Below are 22,617 nucleotides of genomic sequence, written 5' to 3' on the forward strand. Positions count from 1 at the left end.
GGCACGCTACCGCCCTTCGAGATTTGCTTCATGAATTGTCATAGGACAGGTACGAGCACGCATATACTGAAACAGCGTGTTAGGAAATTTGGCTGAGTACTATAAGCTTTGTGTCTTATTCAAGTAATCGTGTATTGTCGCACTTGATTGTTTCGTTTTTGTTACACTGCTTATTGCGGCTATGTTCTTGTACGGGTGCGAAGACAAGGAAGGCGATAAGCTCTAGGTATTAGGGCGGATCAGGTATTTCGGTTGCTGTTGTTTATATGCATATTTTGTTCATGAAGTGTCTGGTTTTGTATGTTTTTTGTAATTTATATGGGACTAATGTCTCATGCAATAGGTAGTATACCTGCTTGGAAAAATAAGAAAAGAATGATAGTCGTCTATCTTGTTGGGCGGCCATGTTGGTGCTTAGCCAGCTATGAAAGGCTTGGTGCATGGTCAGTGTCGTTTAAAGAGTCGTCAATATCGGGCAATCCATCAGCACTTTTGGTGCGATAATATCTGTGGTCATTTTGCTCAGCGGCACTGGGTGATCTTTCGCCCTGGTTTCCTCGCTTTTAGGCCCTCTTTGTAACTGAGTTGCAGCTCTTCTTTTATCTGCTACGTTCAAATCTTGAATAAAAAACCATTAGGGGGCGTTCTTATCCAACCGACCGAACAGATAAAAACATCAGTAACCTGACCGGAAAGACACCTAAAAGTGATCTAGAGTATGGCATTTAGGTTTGCTATGACTCGCACAGTACTCAAAGATGAACAATGGGATCGGATCAAAGACATGCTTCCCGGTAAAGTCTCTGACCCCGGACCAACAGCTGACAACAGGTTATTCATTGAGTCGATTCTCTGGCTTGCTCGTACCGGAGCACCTTGGAGAGACATGCCTGAAGAGTTCGGTGATTGGCACAATATATACAACCGATTCAGTCGCTGGAGCTTGAAAGGAATATGGAATCAAGTCTTTGAAGAACTGAGTCAGGATTGTGATATGGAATACCTCATGGTTGACGGATCAATCACCCGTGTTCATCAACACGGTGCTCCAAAAAAACGGATAACAGTGCCGAAGCAGTTGGAAAATCAAGGGGAGGTTTAACAACCAGTGTCCACGCTGCGACGGATGCACTTGGTAATCCTGTTCGCTTCATTCTCACAGCTGGACAAGCATCAGAGTACGGACAGGCAAATGCCTTGATAGAGGGGTTTTCAGCGGACTTCGTTCTTGCTGACAAGGGATATGACTCAAATGCATTCCTCCTCGAGGTCAAGAAGTCAGGTGCTGAAGCAGTGATTCCTCCAAAGCGAAATAGGATAGATCAGCGAAAATATGACAAAGAAATCTACAAGGAGCGAAATCTAATTGAGCGACTATTCCAAAAGCTCAAGAACTTTCGGCGAGTTGCAACTCGCTATGAACGCTTGGCACGCAATTATATGGGAATGCTTCAGATAGCAGCCATCATGATCTGGTTAGCATGACAACGTCAGTAAATTGATCGTCTGGTTAGATAAGAACGCTCCCTAGGGTAAGTAGTGTCAGTCTTGAGGTAAGAGTCACGGTATTGGAAGAGCGTTGGGACAAGGTGCTTGTTGGTATTGAAGCTGCTGTGAAGTTGATTCTCAGGGAGCAGGATGGGGTGAAGAAAGAGATCACCGGGGTGAAGAATGAGATGGACAGGCGCTTTAATGAGCACGATCAGATACTCACTGGCCTTGAAGGCACAATGGCCTTGATTCTGAGGGAGCAAATATGGGTGAAGGAAGAGTCGGCGGATCACAGTAGGCGCTTCGACAAAGTTGAAGAGCTGTTGGTCCAGATCGTCAACAACCTTGCCAGCAAGTAATCAACTTGTTTTCATGCATGGATCAATAGAGCCTTAGAGCGTACGAACAAGTCATATCGCTAACGACCAATGATTATTTTCAGCCATGAGCGTCAGCTGCTCGATGACTTGGACCTCTTCGCTCTGTGCAAGAAGGTTGAGGAAAAAGCTGATTTTACTGTTCGTGTTTATGGTTTCGAGATAGATGGATCGAAGTACTGCGTCCGAGGTCCTTGGTATAGTGATTTGATCCTTCTCCCAGCGAGCGACTGTTTGGCTATCAACACCCAATATTTCCGCCATGTTTTTCTGAGACATGCCACACTCTATTCTCAAAAATCGCACGTCCTAACCCAGGAGCGGGGTTTTCTTTTCAGTAATATATTTGGCAATGATTCGGTGAAGACCGTGAACATCTTTCACGCCCACATAAGTCTCACCATCTATGGTTTCAATATCGTACCCATCAGCAAGGTAAATGTAAGATAAACCACACTCTGTATAGTGATAACTCATATTTCAGTCCTTTATTCTCGCTGAATGAAAATTGTGCGCGGTTTTTTCGAACATACCTGCGAATGATTATTTTGAAATCTGTCATCATGATAGACAGTTTTTGAAATTCAGAGTGGGCAAAAGAGAAAAATTCAGGAGGGTGAAAAAACGGTATCGGACGGCTCACGCCCTGTTTTATGAAATGGGCAAAAAACTCTGGAACCCTTGGTATAACTGGTCGGAGCGAGAGGATTCGAACCTCCGACCCCCACAACCCCATTGTGGTGCGCTACCAGGCTGCGCTACGCTCCGACGTGCCGCTCTGTGCGGCGGAGCTGTATATTACCTTTCTAATGCGGATTTGCAAGTCTTAGTCTGATTTCCTTCTATAGCCACTTCTGTAGCAACTTCTATGGCAACTATGGATTAGCGTGCAGAAAATGAAGAAATGTTTACTTTTTCTGCGTGTCGCACTATAGCCTTAATGATGAATCCAGTAGGATAACGTCCTTAATCATCTTTCTTATGGGTAACGCCAGTGTTAAATGCAATCAAAAGGGTTCTGACGCTATCTTTTTTACTTTTTGCCAGTCAGCTGATGGCAGAGCAAAAAACAACCGCTCCGGATAAACCGGCTTCAGAAGCTGTGCAGCCTGTTGATGTGGTGATCAAGACCAGTAAAGGTGATATGACGATTCGCCTGAATCCAGAGAAGGCTCCCGTCACCGTAGAGAACTTTCTCACTTACGTAGACAAGGGGTTCTATGAAGGTCTGGTTTTTCACAGAGTGATGCCTGGCTTTATGATCCAGGGCGGTGGTATGACCGCAGATATGAGTCAAAAGCCGACGGATGCACCTATTACGAATGAGTCTGGTAACGATCTTCGAAACAGTCGTGGCACTATCGCTATGGCAAGAACCTCTAATCCGGACAGCGCCACCTCTCAGTTCTTCATTAATCTCGTTAATAATGATTTTTTGAATAATCGTCCGGGTCGTCCGGGCTATGCGGTGTTTGGAGAGGTGATTAAAGGTGACGAGGTTATGGATTCCATAGCTTCCGTGGAAACCGGGAATAGAGGGCCTCACGCAAATGTTCCTGTTGACCCGGTCACCATTCTGGCAGTTGAAAGAGTCAAAACGGCCCCCAATTAAGTAAAACAGCTATAAGCGTCGCTGTTACCTCAATAACTATCAGGTAAATAAGGTTCCATGAAGCGTTGGGCAAAAAATGGTCTGTTAATCATCTTGTTGCCGGTTATCACAGCCTGCGACAGCTTTTGGAATAACAGGCTGGCATTAAAATCCGTTGATCAGCTTGAGATGGAAGCATTGGTTCGGGAGCAGGGCTGGGTTCTGGTCGATGTTCGAGACAGTAACTGGTACAACGGATGGCCTTCGGGCAATGACCCGGATGGGGGGCATATTCCAGGTGCCCGAAACTTTGACCTGGCTTTGATAACAGCCGACCCTGAACGTGTTCAGAACCTTTTGACCAACAAGGGTATATCGCCTGACAGTAATATCGTTGTTTATGGTCGCGACAAGCAGGATGCCCAGGTGCTCGCCCAGTGGCTGGTGGATGAGCAGGGCTTTAATGAGGATCGGATTCGTGTTTTTGAAGAAGGCTTTTCTTCCTGGCTGACCCAGGGTGGCAAGCCTGCCAAGTTACCGGGTTATGAGCGGCTGGTCACACCTGAGTGGCTGGATGAGCAGCTTAAGGTAAATTCCGATCTTATGGTACTGGATGTCTCCTGGGGCAGGGGGGCTCGTTATGTTGTTGAGCATATTCCCGGTGCCTTGCATGTTGAAACCGGCAGCCTGGAGTCGATTATCAAGGAGTCAAAAAAACTGGTATCGGTCCTGCTCAGGCTGGGTATCACTAAAAATACGCCTATTGTCGTATATGGTGATGATATGATTGCCGCTGCACGTGTTTTGTTTGTTCTTCAATATGCCGGTGTCAAAGATGTCCGACTTCTAAATGGTGGGCTTAAAGCCTGGACAGGTTCAGGCTTCCCGGTAGAAAGAGGGATCAACCACGCGACACCTGCCAGACAGTTTGGCAGCCTTATATCTGTTGACCCTGAACTGCGGACCGATACGCTGGCGTTAGAAAAAATTTCGACGGCAAATGGATAAAGTTGAGTCTATCCTCAGGCAGGCAGCTGAAAACAATCATCGTGCTCTGTTGGTTTTATCCGGGACAGAAGTCTGGGCACAGCAGCAGGCTGAATGCCTGTTTCAAAATGCACTCCAGTGCTCAAGTAATCGGGAGCTGCAACCTCTCTGGGTAGGTGAGCGCAAGCGGGGAAATGAAAAATCGATCTCTGCATCTAAAGCTACAAGCTGGTTAGGGCGTGAGATTGATTTCCTGGTATTTAACGGCTTTTCTGGTTTTGATGTCGATGCCTTTGGTCAACTCAGTGGTGCTTTGAAGGGGGGAGGGCTTTTCGTACTTCTGGTGCCAGACCTGGATAGCTGGCCTGATTACTGCGACCCGGACCATAAAAGACTTACGGTTTACCCCCATCAGCCTGAGCACATCGGGGGGCTCTACCTGAAAAGGCTGGCAAACCTTATCAAGTCTGAAACGAGTCTCTCTCTGTTATACGAGAACGGCGACGCTCGATGGCAACAAACTGTTTGTTACGCCGATTTATCTGATTCTCGTCAGGCTGAATCACAAGGCGACAGTGCTTGTAGAACATTGGATCAATCCACGGCTGTTGAATCCATTCTTCGTGTGGCAAAAGGCCATCGGCGTCGTCCATTAGTGCTGAGCGCAGATCGTGGTCGGGGCAAGAGTGCTGCACTGGGTATTGCCTCCGCCCGTTTACTGCAATCGGGGCTTGCAAGGATATGGTTAACGGCACCCTCTCTGGCTTCTGCCGAAGTCGTCTTTAATACTGCTGAATCATTGCTTGATGGGTGTGAAGTCCACCGGGGAAAACTGCTTTGGGAAGGTAATATACTTGAGTTCAAAGCGCCCGACGAACTCCTGCATCCTGATGATGACTCTGTTTGCGACCTCATGCTGGTCGATGAAGCGGCTGCTATCCCGGTGCCACTGTTGACCCAATTGTTAAGGAATCATTCCAGAATCGTTTTCTCATCCACCCAGCATGGTTATGAAGGAACGGGCAGGGGATTTGCTATTAAGTTCAAGTCAACACTGTCTGAACTGACGCCAAAATGGCAGGGTCTGCATCTGAAGCAGCCGATTCGTTGGGTTCGTAATGATCCTTTCGAGGCGTTTGTTTTCAGAGCGTTGATGCTGAATGCTTCACCTGTTTCAGAGGAAACGATAGACGGTGCAGGTATTGGGAACTGTTCATTTGATCGTCTTGAATCGACTCAACTGATTCAGGACGATCAGCTGCTGGCGGATGTGTTTGGTCTGCTGGTATTCGCCCATTATCGAACCCGTCCCTTTGATCTCAGGCATCTGCTGGATGGCCCGAATATCGAGGTCTACTGCCTCAGGTATCAGGAGCGTGTCGTGGCAACGGCGTTACTGGCGCTGGAAGGTGGTATAGAAGACAATTTGAAGGAAGCGGTCTGGCTGGGGCAGCGAAGGGTTCGGGGTCATCTTATCCCGCAGTCTCTCAGTAATCATTGTGGTTTTCCGGAGGCTTCAGGCTTTAGAGGTTTGAGGGTTATTCGAATTGCGGTACATCCTTCATTGCAGGGCAATGGTCTGGGCACTCATCTGTTGAAATGTATTGAAGAGCAGACAAAACTCAGAAAACTGGATTATCTGGGCAGTAGTTTTGGTGCAACCTCAGAGCTGGCGGCTTTTTGGGGTGGTTCAGGCTATCTTCCGGTTCGTGTTGGTATAACCCGTGAAGCGGCCAGTGGCTGTTATTCAATGATGGTTTTGAAGTCGCTGAATGAAGCATTTTGTGTTCTTGTTAAAGAAATGCAGTGTCGTTTTACCTCAGGTTTTCTGACCCAGCTGCCCGGGGTATTCAGAGAAATGGCTCCTGACCTGGCTCGAGTGATACTTCGCTTGAGTCATTCAAACATTGAATCGGTTCTGGATCAGCGAGATCAGATGGATCTGAAATCTCTTGTCTGTTCGGATCGTCTGTTCGAGAGTTGTCTGCCTGCCATTCGCTCCCTCCTTTTATCAAAAATTTCTGACAGCTCTGTCTCTAAGGTCGCTTTGAATGTTTTAATAGCCAAAGTACTTCAGTTGAATGACTGGTCAGAGATAGCCAGGGCGAATGGCCTGACGGGCAGAAAGCAGGCCGTTCAATTTTTAAAGCAATGTGTCCGGGACTTATGCCCGCGACAAACAATCGCTGAAAGCCAGAGTAGCTCCCAGCTTTAAGGAGTCAATTAGAGAAATTTGAGCAATTAACCTCGCCGCCAAAGTTCTCTCTCTTGCAAAGCTTAACGTTTCCGCTTTCAGAATCCAGAACCCATATTCTATGATCCTGGTCTTTACTCTGGATGGGGTAAGCCGTATACCTGCCTGTAATGATGTTTCTTAAAGAATCCGCCGCCCAAACTGCGCTACTGAATAAAGCAGCAGCCAAAATCATCATCAGATAGTTCTTTGGATAGTTCTTTTTCATAAATGAGACCTCATCAACTCTTCAACATGGTTAAATGCAATGCAAGCTTATTAATTAATCATTAGGTAAACCCCCGGCTATGCCGGGGAGACTCGCATAGGTTATACCGAGGCTTCGGTAGCTAACCTCAAAGGTTCCGCCAAGAACCAAGAGGTTTAACTTATGCCAGACTACAAAAGTCTGACTCATACTCGATGGGATTGTAAGTATCACATTGTCTTTATTCCCAAAAAAAGGCAAAAGGTTATTTATGGGAGCTTGAGAAAATTTCTGGGAGCCATTTTCCACGATCTTGCCAGTCGCAAAGGGTGTGAAATTGTGGAAGGGCATTTGATGCGAGATCACGTTCATATTTGCATTAGCATTCCGCCGAAATACTCTGTTTCCAATGTTGTTGGCTATTTGAAGGGTAAATGCGCAATAGCTATTGCGAGACACTTCAAAGGTAAGCAGAGGAATTTTTCTGGTGAGCATTTCTGGGCAAGAGGGTATTTCGTCAGCACAGTAGGTCTTGATGAAGATGTGGTTAGGGAATATATCCGAAATCAGGAGAAAAATGATGAAACACGAGATCAGCTGAAACTTGGTTTTGACACGCGCCCTTGGGCGCAATAAAAGCCCTTTGAGGGCGTCACCTAATAAGCCTCCGGCTCTGCCGGAGGTCATTTAACTTGTCCATATATCTATAGACAACAGCTAAAAGAAATCGTTCACTGCTGAAAGTCCGGCTGGTGTATAAGAGTAGCCCAGGCTGGGCAATCCGTTGTTGAAGTCGGAATGACAGGCAATAAGGAGGTTCGGTAATGACGGATAGACTTTCTCTATCAAACCATTAAAAAATACTGATTTCAGGCATCACACTGACTCGTTTATAGTCAGTGGCACCCTTTTATTTGAGTTTAAATCCTGAATAGAGTTAGGTGGATTTTATGGATCGTTTTACCGTGTTTGGACGTCCGGGCTGTGGCTACTGTGTGCGAGCTAAAGAAGTGCTGGAAAGCCGTGGACTGCCCATGCTGTATGTGGATATTCATGCGGAAGGTATCACCAAGGCAGATCTGGAAAAAACCGTAGGAAAGCCGGTTGAAACCGTGCCTCAGATCTTCCACGGCCAAAAGTACATTGGCGGTTACACAGAGCTGGCTGCCTATTTGAAAGAAGAGCTGGTGGAATCCCTGCAAGGCTGAGGACAACTAGTCGCTGCATCACCGCCACCGCTGCTGCTGCACAACCACAGGCTGCACCGCAGGCCAGTCATTCGGGGTATGGCCAGGCCCGTCGAAGTTCGGCAGCAGCCAGAATGCCCGACGTTACTATCAAAGGCAAAACCACTACAACCAATGAGCCTTTGTGTTAGTGAAAGTGCCAGTTAATGACAAAGACGCTGACAATGGTGGTAATCAGACTCAGAAAGGTAATGAGGTATTGCCGGGTGAAGGAACCCATTTCGGCTCGAACATCGGTGATTTCAGTGCGTACATCGGTGATTTGAGTGCGTACATCGTTGATTTCGGCTCGAACATCCGTGATTTCAGTACGTACACCGGCTATCTCTTTATGCAGTTCAGTACGCACACCGGCTATTTCCGTATGCAGCTCAGTACGCAAGGCGCTGATATCCGAACTCAGTGACTGATAATTCCGCTCACTTTGCAGCTGTATCTGCATAATGGCTTCCTGCATAATCAGGATATCCTTTTTACTGGCGTTGTATTCCGGATCAAGGGAAGCACTGACCTTACTGGCCAGTTCTTCATCAATGCCAATACGCTTGAGCTCTGAAAATAACGACTTTTCCATAACCACCCCGACAAAAACTGAAAAAACAGCATAGATCAGGGATGACACTATGACCAGCTGGCAAGACTAGACCGCAGACCCTATTTTCCAACAGGCTGATGATGCTGAAAAAGAACGTCTGCGCAACCAGTATTGGGAACAGAATCTGGCCCCTGCCATTCCCATGGAAAACTGGGCCGAAGCGAAAAGCATTTTTGATGAGCAGACACGCCCTACCGGTAACCCGACAGGGTTATCTGGGTGATGATGGCAGAAAAGAGTTAAAAGCTGACCACTGCCCACCATCTACCATCAACTACCTACTGACTTTCGAATTCACGCATATTTATAAATTCTGGAGTGCGGGTTTTCTGATATTTTCACCAGTCTGGTGTCACTGCGAGTGAGTCGCTCTTGTTTGGCAGAGGGGTCAAAAGGTTTAATTCGGTTGAACTCTGGTAATGGTTGTCCTTTTTCCAGCTGGACAAAAACAGGCAGGGGTGTATTGATCTGGCCAGGATAGAGTTTACGAAAATCTCTATCCGTTTTTCTCAGTTGTTCAATATCCTTTGCCCAGGTCAGGTTGGCACGCAGATGTGGGCTCAGAATTCTTTTGATAATAACGGTCTCGCCGGCAGGCATCTGCTCAAGCATCTGGATGTCGGTCTGGATCGCGCTGGAAGTCAGGTATTTCTTGCGCAGGTGATCAACTGCCTCATTTGCGGAAAGCTTTACAGAGCCGCTGTGATGGGCTGCCCAGCTGAAGCCAATACGACGGGGTGGAGTCTCAAAGAGTTTGAGTTGACGGTAACTCTGGACGAAATGTATGTGGGCAAACTGCAAGCCACCCAGCATCTTTTGCCTGATCTCGTCCGACGTTTCTTCAATGGCCTCAATACTGTCTCCGTAGAGTTTCCTGAACTCGGACATCGCCTGCTTGAAGTTTTCCCGGGCTTCGTTGAGCTTTATGCCGGTCTGTAGCGTCTCTTTAGAAATACCAACGATTCCGGGCAGTCGGGCTGTTTCCTGTTTATTTTGCTGATCGCTATAGATCAGTCGGGTGCTGGTTTCTGCCGCCAGAGCACGGTCATTCTTGTCCTCGTCCGGGGATTTCATAACCCAAACGGGCAGGAGCTGGTCATCATAGACCTGATCACGAAACTGCCTGTTGACGGTCACCATATGAATCAGGCTGTCTCTGACGGCAATCCTGGCCGCCGTCTTCTGGCTCATGGTGACAGCCTTTCTATTGACCAGTTGGATTCTGTTCGTTTAAACAGGAAACGGTCGTGTAAACGATTGGGTCGCCCCTGCCAGAATTCTATGGCTTCAGGGATGATCCGGTAGCCCCCCCAGAAATCCGGTAAAGGAACCTTGCCTTCCTTGAATTTTCTTTTCATTTCTTCCAGCTTCATCTCAAGCACTTTTCTGCCAGTGATGACTGAACTCTGCTGTGAAACCCAGGCACCCAACTGGCTGCCGTGGGGGCGGCTGGTGAAATATTTTAACGAGTCGGTTTTGGAAATCTTTTCGGCCCGGCCCCGGACGGTGACCTGCCTCTCCAGAGCAACCCAGGGAAACATAATGGCTACATTGGGGTTGTCGGCAATGTCCTGAGCCTTGCGGCTGCTGTAGTTGGTGAAAAAGACAAAGCCCTCAGGGCTCACGTATTTCAGCAGGACGGTGCGCAGGCTGGGTAAACCTTCTCTGGATGTTGTGGCCAGGCTCATGGCGTTGGGTTCGGGCAGTTGTGCTTCGACCGCTTGTTGAAACCACAGGTCAAACTGTTGGAATGGATCGGGATCAAGAGAGTCCAGATCCAGGCCCGCCTGAGTGTAATTCTCTCGCAGATGGCTGATATCCATGTTCATACTTCGCTGATGCAGTGAGTTTATTGTATATGAACCGGTCAGGTCGTGAAACCGGAGTCAACTCTGGCCAATCTTTGCACTGGGCCTGTCGAAGTGCGATACCATTTTGGGTATAAATTAATAAGAAATGATTAACGACACTGTGAACCTAATGCCCTGGTCACACGTGCTTTTTTAAAAAGGGCCACATTTGTGAATAGGGTATTACTTTGTTTTTATTTGAACTTCTGGTTTATTTTTTGTTGTGCGAGTTTTTATTGGTTGAAAGTACTGTGTTCATTCGTATTAATACGATTTGTTGAGCTGGTCTATATCAATGAGAATACAGCCTCTTGTTCAAGATTATAATAATGAGTGGGTGCAGATGTTTGAAGGTGAAAGAGTTTAATCTCTGAGGGTTTTTCCCCCGTCGATTGCGACGAACGACCCACAGAACTCACTTCATGCCCTGTCCCTTGAGGCAGGGTAATTGATTTAGTTTAAGCCATTCTGACTGAAATTAAAGTCAAACATACTCAATACCTTAACCCTGTCTTTCCAATTCCTTTCAGAAGGGAAGGGCCCTCAGGCCTTTGGCTTCCTATACCCAGAGAAAGGGCAAATGAAAAATACAAATACCTGGTTAGGTATTTAACTCTTGTTAAACAGGCTGGTTTTAATGAGCACAACGTCAACGGTCGCACCTTCTGCCAATGACGGCAAGAAGTCCATTATTGAAAGAATCGGAAAAAAGATACCCGACCCGGTCATAATCTTTATCTGGTTATTCGGTCTGACTCTGGCAGGTTCTTTCCTGATGGGAGGCCACAGTTTTGAAGTTATGGGCGCTGATGGTGGTCAGATTGTTCATACTGTCAAAAACATGCTGACCACAGAAAATGTCCGCTGGATGTTTGAAAATGCCATTTTGACAAACTGGTTGTCCTTTGGTCACGGCGTTCTCGGTATCATCCTGATTGTTATGCTGGGGGTCGGTGTTGCAGAAGACTCTGGTCTTCTATCCACCCTGATCAAGAAGGCCGGTCTGAAAGTGAACGATAAATACCTGCCTGCTTTACTGGTATTCATTGGCATCATGAGCAGTGTTGCCACCGATGCCGGTTATCTGGTTCTGATTCCATTGGCAGGCCTTTTATATGCGGGCCTCGGCAAGAACCCTCTGATTGGCATGGCGGCTGCGTTTGCCGGTGTATCTGCCGGGTTCAGCGCCAATCTGCTGCCTGCCACTCCGGTGGATGTTATCGTTGGTGTCAACGCTCAGATTTTTGCTGAATCTCAGGGGGTGCCTTTCACTAATGCAGCAGGTGAAGCACTGACGCCTGCCACCATGCACTATTTCTTTATTTTTGCATCAACTTTTATCCTGGCGACTGTGGGTGCCTGGGTAACCCATAAGTTTGTTACTCCCAAACTTGAGAAAATGGATTATCAGATACCTGAAGATCTGGATATCACCAATTTCGAAGTCACCGAAGCTGAGAACAAGGGTCTGAAGGCAGCACTTTTTGGCCTGCTGGTTTCCATTGCCATTATGACAGGTCTGGCAATGGGGCCGCTGGCTGAATACACCAATGAAGCCGGTAAGGTGGTCAACCCATTCCTTAATAACATCATCCTGATGATTACCATGACTTTCCTGATTGCTGGGGTTTGCTACGGCAAATCGACAGGTAAATTCAAGGTTATGCAGGATGTTATCAATGCCATGGTCAAGCAGATGAATACTGTCGGCTATGTACTGGTGTTGACCTTCTTCTGCTACAATTTTCTGGCTCTGCTGAGCTTTACCGGACTGGGGACTTACATTACCTTTCTGGGCGCAAGTTTCCTTCAGTTCCTGGGGTTGGATAATTTCCCGATTCTCTTGATCATTGGCTTCATTATCACTACGGCAGTCATCAACCTGTTTGTCGGCGGCCTGACCTCCAAGTGGATGCTGCTGGGTCCAATTTTCGTACCCATGCTTTACCAGGCAAACCCTGCTATGACCCCCGATCTGGTGGCCGCGGCATTCCGTGTTGCAGATTCTTCCACCAACATTGTTACACCGATGATGACTTATGCGGGTGTTATTCTGGCCTTTATGAGGAAGTACAAGCCTGATCTGACCATTGGTGACATGATCGGAATCATGATGCCTTACTCTATTGCCTTTATCACTATCTGGACGACTGCGTTGATAGGGTTCTTCGCCTTCAATATTCCTCTGGGTTTCTGATCCCTCAAAGAAGAAAACCGGCCTTCAGGGCTGGTTTTCTTTATCTTCAAATAGTTGGATCCACTCAGTCTTGCTTCGCCCGATCACTTTCTGCCAGAGAGTCCCCTCTTTGAGGCAATGACCCGGAGAGTCGCGGTGAGCCCCGCACCAGTTGTATATTGCTGACCCTGATCGCAAGATAGGTCTACAATACATGACCGATTAATACCAATCGTGCTTTCTAACTCCTGTGATGAGCATGGAGATTTGGGCCTTAAGACAAGGCGGCGTGAGGAGTCATAGCCTTAGCTATGGCGACAATCGCCAACGCAGGATTAAGGCTCAAATCTTCAGCGCAATAGGGAGTTAGAAAGTTCGATTGGTATAATACTCGAACCTTTAATCCTTTCTGTGGTACAAGTGTAATTAGATTGCGACTGCTACTTTTGTACTCTGGTTTAAAAATCTTGACGAATAGAAAAATAGATATAAATACAGGCACCCTTTGTACGTGCGTCTACACGGGCATCTTTTCGAACAGTAAAAGGATGGTAAATTGGCTGTCTCAGTGCTTGATAATTAGCCCTGTCTGCAGAAAGTATTCAGCTGGGATCAAGACCTTTACAAGGTGTGGGAACTTTTATGCTACGAAAGCACATGTCTCTGATTGTCGGAGTGCTGGCAATGATGCTGGCAAGTGGGTGTACAGTGACAGCTGAACGAGATGCAATGGAAAAAAGTCGGGTGGTGGTGAAAAGTCCAGCGGATGATCGGGACTATCGTTTTGTCGAGCTGGACAATGGTCTCAAGGCTCTTCTGATCTCCGATCCGGATACGGATAAGGCCGCTGCCGCAGTGGATGTGAAAGTGGGTAGTTTCCAGGATCCGGACAATCGTCTGGGGCTGGCTCATTTTCTTGAACATATGTTATTTCTGGGCAATGAAAAATACCCGGAAGTGGATGGGTATTTTGAATACATTCGGGCCAATGGCGGTAGTGCCAATGCCTATACGGCTGATACCCGAACCAACTATTTCTTCGATATCAACAGTGACAAGCTGAGACCTGCGCTGGATCAGCTGGCACAGTTTTTTGTCTCGCCTACGCTGGATCCTGCTTATGTTGATCGTGAGCGTAATGCGGTTGATTCTGAATATAAGCTTCATGCCAATGAGGATGGCTGGCGTCTGATGACTGCTCAGAATGCTACTTCAAATCCGGCTCACCCTCGCAGTCGTTTCAATATCGGTAGTCTGGAAACCCTTTCCAATGAAGACGGCAGGTCACTCTGGAAAGACCTCAAGAGGTTCCACGATGCCTACTATGTAGCCGAGAATATCGGAGTTGTCGTCTATGGCAAGGAATCAACAGATGTTCTGGAAAATTGGTTAAAAGAGTCTTTTGCCGGAGTACCTGAAGGCCAGTCGCCGGACACTCATATTGGTCTTGCCCCTTATACACCTGAGCAGCTGGGTGTTCGTATTGATCTGGTGCCTCTGAAAGACGTCCGAGTACTCTCTTTGAGCTTTCCAATGCCCAGTCAATATGAGAATTACCGCAAGAAGCCTCTGGGCTATCTGGCGAGAATACTGGGTTATGAGGGTGAGGGCAGTCTGCACAGTTATCTGAAGGAGCGTGGTCTGATAGAGTCGCTGTCCTCTTATTCCAGCCATTTACCCGGAGAGTTCAGTGAGTTCACGGTTCGAATGGAGCTGACCCCAAAAGGTCTGGAGCAGGTCGACGATATGACTGCCCTGGTGTTTGATTATCTGGATCTGGTTCGCAAAAAGGGGCTGGAGCCCCGGATATACGAGGAAGCTCGTCAGCTTGCAGAACTGGGATTCCGTTACCAGGAAGATGCCAATCCACAACAGACCGCATCCGGACTGGCTTCTCGCATTCACGATATTCCGCCTCAGGATATTTTGCGGACCAGCTACCTGTACGAAGACTTTGATCGCGAGCTGATCAGTGACCTGCTTGATCAAATGAAGCCTTCGAACATGAGGCAGGTTGTTATTGCCAGAGGCCTTGAAACGGACCAGGTCGAGACCTATTTCAAGACCCATTACAGTATCAAACCTCTGTCTGATACCCTGGTGAAGCAACTTTTATCGCCTCAGGTTCATGCAGAAATGACCATTCCCGAGCCTAATGACTTTATTGCCCGGGATTTGAAGCTGCGTGAAAGCACTTCCGCTGATAAGCCTGGGGTGTTAGTGGAAGAGCCCGGCTTTAAAGTCTGGAGTATGACAGACAGCAGCTTTGAAGTGCCCAAAGCTAATGTTCGCATCAAGATATCCTCCGGGAAGGCTTCCGAAACAGAAGCCGATCTCGTAGAGATGCAACTCTACAGCATCCTCTTGAGACGAAGCCTGAATGAATACGGCTATCCAGCCAAAGAAGCGGGCCTCAACTACGGTGTTTCATCCAGCCGGGAAGGCCTGACCATTGCGCTGTCCGGCTATCAGGATAAGCAGGAGCTTCTGCTGAAAGACATTCTCAAGGCCGTCAGGCAATTCAACCCCGATCAGGCCGGGTTTGATCAGGAGAAGGCGCTGCTGATCAGAAGGCTAAAAAACAAACAGTTCCAGCCACCCTATCGACTGGGTATGGATCGTTTGAGTCAGGAACTTTATCCCACCTATCGTGACGATAAGACGTTACTGACAGCCGCCGAAAAGGTCACCTTGAGTGATGTTAAACAGTTTGCCAGTGACTTCTATCGTTCGATTTATATCCAGATGCTGGTCCATGGTAACCACAGTTCGCAAGAGGCTATGAAGCTGGCTGAGCTGGTGGAAAAAGCTTTGCTAACGAAAGAGAACCGTGGTCGTCAATTCAGGCAGCCTCTTAATCTTCTGAAGGACAAGAAGCGTACCATCAAGACTGACTTTAACCACAATGACTCTCTCTATATCACTTACTACCAGCGCCCTGGTACTGATGACAGAGATCGTGCCGTATACTCCCTGCTGGGCAGACTGATGGCGACCCCCTTCTTCAACCAGTTGCGGACTGAGCAACAGCTGGGTTACATCGTCTTTGCCGGTCCCCGTCCTGTTGAACGACATCCTGGCTTAATCTTTGTGGTGCAGTCTCCCGTGCTGGGGCCGGAGGGTATCGAGGAGAGGGTAGAAGCCTTCCTGAAGGGCCAGAAAGAGAGGATAAAATCTCTGACCGATGAAGAGTTGGAGCAGTATCGTCAGGGTCTGATGGGTGATCTTTTGAAGAAAGATGCCAACCTGGATGAGCGCAGCTCCCGTTTCTGGCAGTCCCTGGATGGTCAGGAAGCCGGTTTTGATTTCCAGATGCTCATTGCTGAAGAAGTGAAGACTGTCTCTGTTAAAGAGATTCAGCAGGCGCTGGATACCCTTCTCGAAGATAAGGGAAGATTGACTGTTGAGTCTGTTGGCAAAGCCCAGGCGGACAGGGAAAGCTGAGTTCTCGTATCCAGACCAGACGATTTATCTGGTTTGGATTTATCCCAGAAAAATAGTTGGCTATGGACTTTTCTTGCAGGTGTACTATTTTGTGTACATGCGAACACAATGGAGGCACACAATATGAATTCCACTATGACGATCAGGCTTGAAGACAGTCTCAAAGACCGTTTGGAAAAGCTTTCTGAGGCCATGCAAAGGTCAAAATCCTTTCTCGCAGCGGAGGCAATCAAAGATTTTGTGGAACTCAATGAGTGGCAAGTGGATGAGATAAAGCTTGCTGTTAAGGAAGCAAATTCAGAAGAATTCGCTAGCGATCAAGAGGTTCAGGGGCTTTTTGATCGCTGGGGGCTGGAGAATGGAGATTAAGTGGCTTAGAAAAGCACTAGAAAGTCTGAATAATGAATTAGATTACATTTCACAAGATGATCCAGCAGCGGCACAGAAAATTTTGGAGAGAATACACAAGACCGTTTTAAGTCTTGCTGATAATCCTTCAGCGGGTCGAGCTGGGAGGGTTTCTGGAACAAGAGAGTTGGTTGTGCCAAACACAAGGTGTCTTGTGCCTTATCGCGTTAGGCTCGACCTCAAGAGAGTAGAGATACTGAGGGTTTTCCATTGTTCACGCAGGCCACCCGAAAATTGGTAAAAATAAGTAAGAAGTAATTAGTGTCGCCAAATTATCCACCACAGCCACTCTTTTCTTAAACCCCACCTTAAGAATCCACCGGTTTTTCTGCCTGAAAGAAATGTCTCCCCGAAAAAGCACCACTATTTCCCAACTTTGCTATTAGTTAGAGTCATTGTGAAACTAACGCATAGCGACGGTTGTTGATGAAATGTTGTTGCAGCAGACAGGGGGGGCGATCACCCCGGCGGGCGATGCTGTTCTGGCAGAGTTTGCCTGGTGTGGTTGTGATTGCTGCCGGTTGTACCGGTCACCTGCCAACCGGGATGGTCGGACTGATTCCTTTTATTATGGCTCTGGGTGCCCTGCTGAATATTATTGGCGAGCGTTTGAGCTGGATTCGTAACTATTTGGGCGGAGGGCCGGTTGTTATCATTTTTGGCTCCAGCCTGATGGTAGCGACGGGGGGTATTCCTGCCGAGGTCAGTGAAAGCGTCTCTGATTTTGTCCGAAATCAGGGTTTTCTCACTTTGTTTATATCAGGACTTATTACAGGCAGTTTGTTCGGTATGGACAGGCAGCTGCTGCTGCGATCAGCACTCCGGTATTTGCCGGTAATCGTCGGCGGTGTTCTGGGTGCCATTACTCTGGTGGGGCTGGCAGGGATGCTCATTGGTACTGGCTTTGTTGAAGCTGTCTTCTATGTTGGACTGCCCATCATGGGTGGTGGAATGGGGGCGGGAGCCGTGCCGCTGGCAGAGATTTTTGCCAATATTCTGAACTCCGATGCTACAACGGTTTTGTCAAAAATGGTCCCGGCTGTTGTACTGGGTAATCTGGTCGCCATTATTGCAGCGGGGTTTCTGGAAAGGCTGGGTAAGATCAGACCCGGTTTGACAGGCAATGGCAAACTGATGAAAAGTCAGAAGGCTATCTGCCATAAAGAGCGCCATGAGGATAAAGTCGAGCGTATTCCCGATCTGGCAAAGATAGGAACCGGACTTTTTGTTGCGACCAGTTTCTATGTTTTGGCAAATTTGCTCAGTCTGTTCATTTCCTTGCATCCTTACGCCTTAATGATTTTCTGTGTCGGTCTTGTCAAAGCTCTGGGTGTGTTTCCTTCCAGCGTTGAAGAAGGGGCTGCTCTGTGGGGCAACTTTATGGTGATGTCTCTGACGCCTGCTTTACTTGCTTGCATAGGAATAGGTTTTACGGATCTTCATCAGATTGCACAAGTGATCTCTTTGCAGTATTTCATCCTGGTGCTAACGACTGTCACAGGCGCCATACTGGGTGCGGGACTGGCTGGAAAAATACTGGGTTTTTATCCCATAGAAGCCTCGGTAACGGCGGGGCTGTGTATGGCAAATATGGGGGGAACCGGAGATGTGGCTGTATTATCAGCCAGCCGTCGTATGTATCTAATGCCCTATGCACAGGTCTCTTCAAGAATAGGAGGGGCCTTTATTTTGCTATCGGCAAATGCATTGGTGTGGCTGATGTAGTTCAGATCAGTGAGGGTCAGGCTTGAGTGAAAATTATTCAGGTTTGAAAAGCCCACGTTGGTCTCATATAGTGGATCAGTGAGAGGATCAGCAGCCTGTCGGACTTAAGACTGTCCTACTGTGGTTGCAATAAATTGGTCTAAAAATCCCTGTTTCTTCGTCAAATAGCTCGCTATTCTCCTCAGAAACAGAGATTTTTATCCTCAATTTCTTGCAATCCTCGCTACGGACACTTAAGTCCGACAGGCTGCTAGCTATCCAGTGACCCTGGGTAAGCACAGGATAATGATTGAACGGTTTATCGCCGGTCATGGCAGGAGAAGAAGAAATGACCGAAAAGGTCCAATTTGACAGGCTCGATACAGCCTCCGGGCATCAGGTTGGTGTTATCACTCTGAATGCTGAGCGCAGTCTTAACTCTCTCAACAAAGCGATGTTAGACAGCCTTTATGAACAATTCAGTGAATGGCAGGAAGACAGCAAAATCGTCTGTATTTTTCTTCAGGGGGCTGGAGAAAAAGCGTTTTGTGCAGGAGGAGATGTCCGTTCTCTCAGGCAGAGTGTTCTTGATGGGGATACCAGTGCCCCGGGGCAGTTTTTTGAAAAAGAATACCGTCTTGACTACCTGATTCATACCTACCCTAAACCCGTGATCTGCTGGGGTAACGGAGTCATTATGGGGGGAGGTTTTGGCCTCATGGCCGGAGCAGACTTTCGTGTAGTGACCGACACTTCTGTTATGGCCATGCCTGAAATTACGATAGGACTTTATCCGGATGTCGGCGGTTCATGGATTCTGAATCGCCTGCCCGCAAAAATTGGTCTGTTTATGGCCTTGACCGGGTGTCGTTTAAATCCTGCGGATGCCATGTACCTGGGTCTGGCTAACCGATTTATTGATCATGCCTTTAGAAAAAATGTGCTGGAATCACTTCAGGAGGCTGACTGGTCCGGAGATCATTATCAGGTGACCTCTGATGTCGTTCAATATTATGCAGATAACAGTGCTGGCTGGTTGCCTTACTCCAAGATCAGGGAACACCGTGATCTGATAGCCCGAATGATGGACAAGTCAAACTTTTCGGCGATCATTGCTGATCTGAAAGCGCTGGAAACAGAAGACAGCTGGCTTGAGCAGGCACGCAATATAGCTTTGACGGGTTCGGCTCTGTCGGCTGTGGTTGCCTACGAGCAATTTAAAAAGAGTCGTTATGTCTCTTTGAAAGAAGTCTTTCAGAGTGAACTGGTGCTCTCCATCAACTGTGTGCTGAAAGGCGATTTTCAGGAAGGTGTCAGAGCTCTGCTGGTGGATAAAGATAATCAGCCACAATGGGCTTATCCATTGATTGAAGAGGTTCCCCGTGAAAAAGTAGTAGAAATGTTTACCCCCCCCTGGGGAGAGTCAGCCAATCCATTGTCTAATCTCTGATGTATGTCGGTTGCTGGTTCCCATGCGGAGCGCGGAAGCCAGTTGAAATTGATTATTGAGATAAAATGTGATCCAGATTCATCGGGATGCGTAGGATGGGTGACGCACCTAATTGAGGCTTCTATGAAAATATTGGTTGCTGGTGGCAGTGGTGGAATTGGTCGGGCCTTCGTCGAAGAGATCGTGCATGAGATGCCAAAAGCTGAAGTGCATGCCACTTTTTTCAGAAGCGCTCCGGATTTCAAAAGCTCTCCAGAAAATAATAATTCCGAGAACTCTGTTCGATGGCACAGGTCAGACCTTACCGATGCCGATTCCGTAGAACAGCTTGCCAATAGCGTTGGGCCAATTGACTGGATTATCAATGCTTCAGGAATGTTGCATACACCCACTCAGATGCCTGAAAAATCGATTACTCAGATAGATTCAGATTTTTTTCATAAAACAATGGCAGTGAATGTTCTGTCTACACTTTTTTTAGCCCGTTACTTCCTGAAAAATTTTAAGGGCAGTGAATGCCCCCGGTTTGTTGCACTGTCTGCAAGGGTGGGCAGTATTGAAGATAACAAAGTGGGGGGCTGGTACAGCTACAGGGCATCGAAATCAGCTCTTAATATGGTGTTGAAAACACTCAGTCATGAGTGGCGAAGGAAAAAGCCCGACGGTTGTATTGTGGCCATTCATCCCGGAACGGTAGATACCCAGCTTACCGAACCATTTAAAAAAAATGTTCCACCTGAAAAACTCTTCTCTTCGAAGCACTCAGCTCAACGGATGTTAGAGGTGATTCGTCGTTTAAGTTCTGAGCAGACAGGTCAGTTCCTGGCATACGATGGCTCCCTGATTCCCTGGTAGTTTTTCGAAACAGATTGATCTTCCGGGAGAGTCGGCGGCATTGTTGGCTTGGTTACTTCAAGAGAAGAGAGTAGCTGTTTTCAAAGCCTGCTTTGAAAAGAGATTGCCAAAGCAGGCCTTGAAGGCTTACCAGCGTCAGCTAAGCATCGACAGGACAACTTCTGCAACAGCTTCTGAAGAAGCTGGATTTTGCCCGGTTACCAGCAAACCATCGGTGATGCAGTGGGGTGACCAGTCGTCTCCCTGACTGTATTCGCCCCCCTTGTTTTTGAGCTCATCTTCCAGCAGAAAGGGAACCACATCGGTTAAACCTACAGCGGCCTCTTCGCTGTTGCTGAAGCCCGTAACTCTCTTGCCCCTGATCAGTGGTGTATTGTCTCCTTTCTTTGCATTCAGCAAAACTGCTGGTGCATGACATACGGCAGAGACAGGCTTCCCCTGTTTGGCGAATGCTTCTATCAGGGCTATAGAGTTTTTGTCATGGGCCAGATCCCATAAAGGGCCATGGCCACCCGGATAAAAGATGGCATCATATTCGTCAGCAGACACTTCAGACAGCTTTAAGGTATTTGACAGCTTGTTTTTCAGGGCTTCGTCCGAATCAAACCTTTCTGTGGCTGCAGTCTGAAAGTCCGGCTGGGCACTTTTGGGGTCAATGGGCGGCTGGCCACCTTTGGGGGATGCCAGGGTTACCTCGGCATTGTGATCCGCAAACACGTAGTAGGGCGCTGCAAACTCCTCGACCCAGAAACCCGTTTTCTCACCTGTATCTCCCAGCTTGTCATGGGATGTCAGGACGAATAACACCTTCATAAGTTCATCTCCATATGGTCAGGCGGCATGCCTGAGAATTTGGGTGGCAACTTCAGGAGTAATATTCTGTTTTTCTCCCAGTGCCGTCATGTTATGCCGTTTCAGCTGATCAACAAGGTCAGCAATGGCGCTTTCCTCAATGCCATAATCGGACAAACGCGTTTTAATACCCATCTGTTCAAAGAATTCACGGGTTTTGCTGATGGCTGAATCCATCTTCTCCTGGTCGTTGCCTTCCTTAATACCCCAGATCCTGTCAGCATATTGAAGCAGCTTGGACGCTTTCTCTTCTCTCATGACATGCATCACTGAGGGGAGCACGATGGCCAGTGTCTGGGCATGGTCCAGGCCAAACAGGGCAGTGATCTCGTGGCCAATCATATGAGTGGACCAGTCATGGGGTACACCCACACCAATCAGACCATTCAAGGCCTGGTTTGCAGCCCACATAATGGTGGCTCTTGATTCATATTCCCGGGGTTGTTTGAGTACAACCGGGCCTTGCTCAATCAGGGTTAACAGCAAACCTTCGGCATAGCGATCCTGAACAGGGGCATTCTCACGGGTGGTCAGATACTGCTCCATTACGTGAACAAAGGCGTCTACTACTCCGTTAGCAGTCTGGCCTTGTGGAAGGCTGTAAGTGGTTTCCGGATCCAGCACAGTAAATTGTGGAAAGACTTCGGGGCTGCTAAAGGCCAACTTGTCATTGGTGGCTCTGCGGGTAATAACTGACCCTGAGTTGCTTTCCGAGCCTGTTGCCGGAAGGGTAAGAACGTTGCCAGCAGGAATGGCCTGATGAATCCTGGCGTGCTCACTGAGAATGGTCCAGGGATCTCCTTCAAATGGAATGGCTGCGGCAATAAATTTTGTGCCATCAATGACCGAGCCACCACCTACGGCCAGGAGGAAATCAATGTTTTCCTGTTTTGCCAGAGCTACCGCTTCCATGAGTGTTTCAAAGGAAGGGTTTGGTTCAATGCCGCCAAACTCGGTAATGGACTTATGATCTTTCAGGGCTTCCCTGACTTGATCAAGAGTGCCGTTCTTTTTAATGCTACCACCGCCATAGGTGATCAGAATTCTGGCATCACGAGGTACTTCATCAGCAATACGGGCGATCGTACCCTTGCCAAAATGAATGCGTGTCGGGTTGTGAAACGAAAAGTTTTTCATAAATGATCCTGA

Annotated in this window: 22 protein-coding genes and 1 tRNA gene; 14 read left to right on the forward strand and 9 right to left on the reverse strand. The window is 47.7% G+C overall.

Features of this window, described 5'->3' with window-relative positions; all coding sequences use genetic code 11:
• The first annotated feature begins 736 nt into the window (after positions 1-736).
• Together P6910_RS10185 and P6910_RS10190 are read left to right on the forward strand one after the other, a co-directional pair.
• Positions 737-1,485, forward strand: a protein-coding gene (locus P6910_RS10185) for an IS5 family transposase (protein WP_317146152.1) whose coding sequence is annotated in 2 segments (ribosomal slippage) — positions 737-1,061 and positions 1,061-1,485 — 750 coding nt in all. Because the reading frame shifts where the segments join, the coding sequence is not laid out codon by codon here.
• Between the two features lie 83 nt (positions 1,486-1,568).
• A complete protein-coding gene (locus tag P6910_RS10190; protein ID WP_317146153.1) occupies positions 1,569-1,850 on the forward strand; it encodes a hypothetical protein in 282 nt (93 codons plus the stop codon).
• A gap of 51 nt (positions 1,851-1,901) precedes the next feature.
• Here the strand turns inward: P6910_RS10190 and P6910_RS10195 are convergent, their stop codons facing one another.
• The 3 genes from P6910_RS10195 to P6910_RS10205 form a co-directional block, all read right to left on the reverse strand.
• On the reverse strand, positions 1,902-2,174 hold the full coding sequence (locus P6910_RS10195) for a helix-turn-helix domain-containing protein (RefSeq protein WP_317146154.1): 273 nt from the start codon (positions 2,172-2,174) through the stop codon (positions 1,902-1,904).
• A 3-nt stretch (positions 2,175-2,177) separates the two neighbouring features.
• Positions 2,178-2,345: a hypothetical protein gene (locus tag P6910_RS10200; protein ID WP_317146155.1), complete on the reverse strand. Its 168-nt coding sequence runs from the start codon at positions 2,343-2,345 to the stop codon at positions 2,178-2,180.
• A 214-nt stretch (positions 2,346-2,559) separates the two neighbouring features.
• Positions 2,560-2,636 (reverse strand) — tRNA-Pro (locus tag P6910_RS10205).
• 286 nt (positions 2,637-2,922) lie between these two features.
• Between P6910_RS10205 and P6910_RS10210 the strand changes: the two genes are divergently transcribed.
• Genes P6910_RS10210 through P6910_RS10220 form a run of 3 tightly spaced genes read left to right on the forward strand, consistent with a single transcriptional unit; the run spans position 2,923 to position 6,661 of the window.
• The gene (locus P6910_RS10210) at positions 2,923-3,480 is read left to right on the forward strand and encodes a peptidylprolyl isomerase (protein WP_317146531.1); all 558 of its coding nucleotides are present in this window, start codon (positions 2,923-2,925) and stop codon (positions 3,478-3,480) included.
• A gap of 57 nt (positions 3,481-3,537) precedes the next feature.
• Positions 3,538-4,467, forward strand: coding sequence for a rhodanese-like domain-containing protein (locus P6910_RS10215; RefSeq protein WP_317146156.1), 930 nt, complete (start codon positions 3,538-3,540; stop codon positions 4,465-4,467).
• Positions 4,460-6,661 carry a tRNA(Met) cytidine acetyltransferase TmcA gene (locus P6910_RS10220; RefSeq protein ID WP_317146157.1) on the forward strand — a complete coding sequence of 734 codons (2,202 nt, stop codon included), beginning with the start codon at positions 4,460-4,462 and terminating at the stop codon, positions 6,659-6,661. Before P6910_RS10215 ends, P6910_RS10220 begins: the two co-directional genes overlap by 8 nt.
• Before the next feature lie 4 nt (positions 6,662-6,665).
• Here P6910_RS10220 and P6910_RS10225 read toward each other — a convergent pair whose 3' ends face one another.
• Positions 6,666-6,908, reverse strand: a complete 243-nt coding sequence (locus P6910_RS10225; protein ID WP_317146158.1) for a hypothetical protein — start codon at positions 6,906-6,908, stop codon at positions 6,666-6,668.
• Positions 6,909-7,070: 162 nt separating this feature from the next.
• On the opposite strand from P6910_RS10225, the gene tnpA reads away from it, so the two are divergent.
• Positions 7,071-7,523 carry an IS200/IS605 family transposase gene (tnpA, locus tag P6910_RS10230; protein WP_317142097.1) on the forward strand — a complete coding sequence of 151 codons (453 nt, stop codon included), beginning with the start codon at positions 7,071-7,073 and terminating at the stop codon, positions 7,521-7,523.
• A 314-nt stretch (positions 7,524-7,837) separates the two neighbouring features.
• Positions 7,838-8,095: a GrxA family glutaredoxin gene (locus tag P6910_RS10235; RefSeq protein WP_317146159.1), complete on the forward strand. Its 258-nt coding sequence runs from the start codon at positions 7,838-7,840 to the stop codon at positions 8,093-8,095.
• 166 nt (positions 8,096-8,261) lie between these two features.
• On the opposite strand, the gene P6910_RS10240 is transcribed toward P6910_RS10235, so the two are convergent.
• The 3 genes from P6910_RS10240 to pdxH all read right to left on the reverse strand — a co-directional run bounded on the left by P6910_RS10240 (position 8,262) and on the right by pdxH (position 10,552).
• On the reverse strand, positions 8,262-8,708 hold the full coding sequence (locus P6910_RS10240; protein WP_317146160.1) for a hypothetical protein: 447 nt from the start codon (positions 8,706-8,708) through the stop codon (positions 8,262-8,264).
• Positions 8,709-9,023: 315 nt separating this feature from the next.
• A complete protein-coding gene (locus tag P6910_RS10245; protein ID WP_317146161.1) occupies positions 9,024-9,920 on the reverse strand; it encodes a DNA replication terminus site-binding protein in 897 nt (298 codons plus the stop codon).
• Positions 9,917-10,552: a pyridoxamine 5'-phosphate oxidase gene (pdxH, locus tag P6910_RS10250; protein WP_317146162.1), complete on the reverse strand. Its 636-nt coding sequence runs from the start codon at positions 10,550-10,552 to the stop codon at positions 9,917-9,919. The genes P6910_RS10245 and pdxH overlap by 4 nt, the downstream gene beginning before the upstream one ends.
• 664 nt (positions 10,553-11,216) lie before the next feature.
• Between pdxH and P6910_RS10255 the strand changes: the two genes are divergently transcribed.
• The 7 genes from P6910_RS10255 to P6910_RS10280 all read left to right on the forward strand — a co-directional run bounded on the left by P6910_RS10255 (position 11,217) and on the right by P6910_RS10280 (position 20,616).
• Entirely contained in the window at positions 11,217-12,776 is a 1,560-nt protein-coding gene (locus P6910_RS10255) for an AbgT family transporter (RefSeq protein WP_317146163.1), read from the forward strand.
• 621 nt (positions 12,777-13,397) lie between these two features.
• Positions 13,398-16,199: an insulinase family protein gene (locus P6910_RS10260; RefSeq protein ID WP_317146164.1), complete on the forward strand. Its 2,802-nt coding sequence runs from the start codon at positions 13,398-13,400 to the stop codon at positions 16,197-16,199.
• 33 nt (positions 16,200-16,232) lie between these two features.
• A complete protein-coding gene (locus tag P6910_RS10265) occupies positions 16,233-16,568 on the forward strand; it encodes a CopG family ribbon-helix-helix protein (protein ID WP_317146165.1) in 336 nt (111 codons plus the stop codon).
• Positions 16,558-16,848, forward strand: a complete 291-nt coding sequence (locus tag P6910_RS26785; RefSeq protein WP_410493897.1) for a type II toxin-antitoxin system RelE/ParE family toxin — start codon at positions 16,558-16,560, stop codon at positions 16,846-16,848. Before P6910_RS10265 ends, P6910_RS26785 begins: the two co-directional genes overlap by 11 nt.
• Positions 16,849-17,081: 233 nt before the next feature.
• Complete coding sequence (locus P6910_RS10270) at positions 17,082-18,332, forward strand: 2-hydroxycarboxylate transporter family protein (RefSeq protein ID WP_317146166.1); 1,251 nt, start codon at positions 17,082-17,084, stop codon at positions 18,330-18,332.
• 328 nt (positions 18,333-18,660) lie between these two features.
• On the forward strand, positions 18,661-19,761 hold the full coding sequence (locus tag P6910_RS10275; RefSeq protein ID WP_317146167.1) for an enoyl-CoA hydratase/isomerase family protein: 1,101 nt from the start codon (positions 18,661-18,663) through the stop codon (positions 19,759-19,761).
• 99 nt (positions 19,762-19,860) lie between these two features.
• Positions 19,861-20,616 (forward strand): SDR family NAD(P)-dependent oxidoreductase, encoded by a 756-nt coding sequence (locus P6910_RS10280; RefSeq protein ID WP_317146168.1) that lies wholly within the window; start codon positions 19,861-19,863, stop codon positions 20,614-20,616.
• 135 nt (positions 20,617-20,751) lie between these two features.
• On the opposite strand, the gene P6910_RS10285 is transcribed toward P6910_RS10280, so the two are convergent.
• Both P6910_RS10285 and P6910_RS10290 read right to left on the reverse strand, forming a co-directional pair.
• On the reverse strand, positions 20,752-21,429 hold the full coding sequence (locus P6910_RS10285) for a type 1 glutamine amidotransferase domain-containing protein (RefSeq protein ID WP_317146169.1): 678 nt from the start codon (positions 21,427-21,429) through the stop codon (positions 20,752-20,754).
• A gap of 18 nt (positions 21,430-21,447) precedes the next feature.
• A complete protein-coding gene (locus tag P6910_RS10290) occupies positions 21,448-22,605 on the reverse strand; it encodes an iron-containing alcohol dehydrogenase (protein WP_317146170.1) in 1,158 nt (385 codons plus the stop codon).
• Between the last annotated feature and the right edge of the window lie 12 nt (positions 22,606-22,617).

It is taken from the genome of Endozoicomonas sp. 8E, assembly GCF_032883915.1.
Classification (GTDB): Bacteria; Pseudomonadota; Gammaproteobacteria; order Pseudomonadales; family Endozoicomonadaceae; genus Endozoicomonas_A.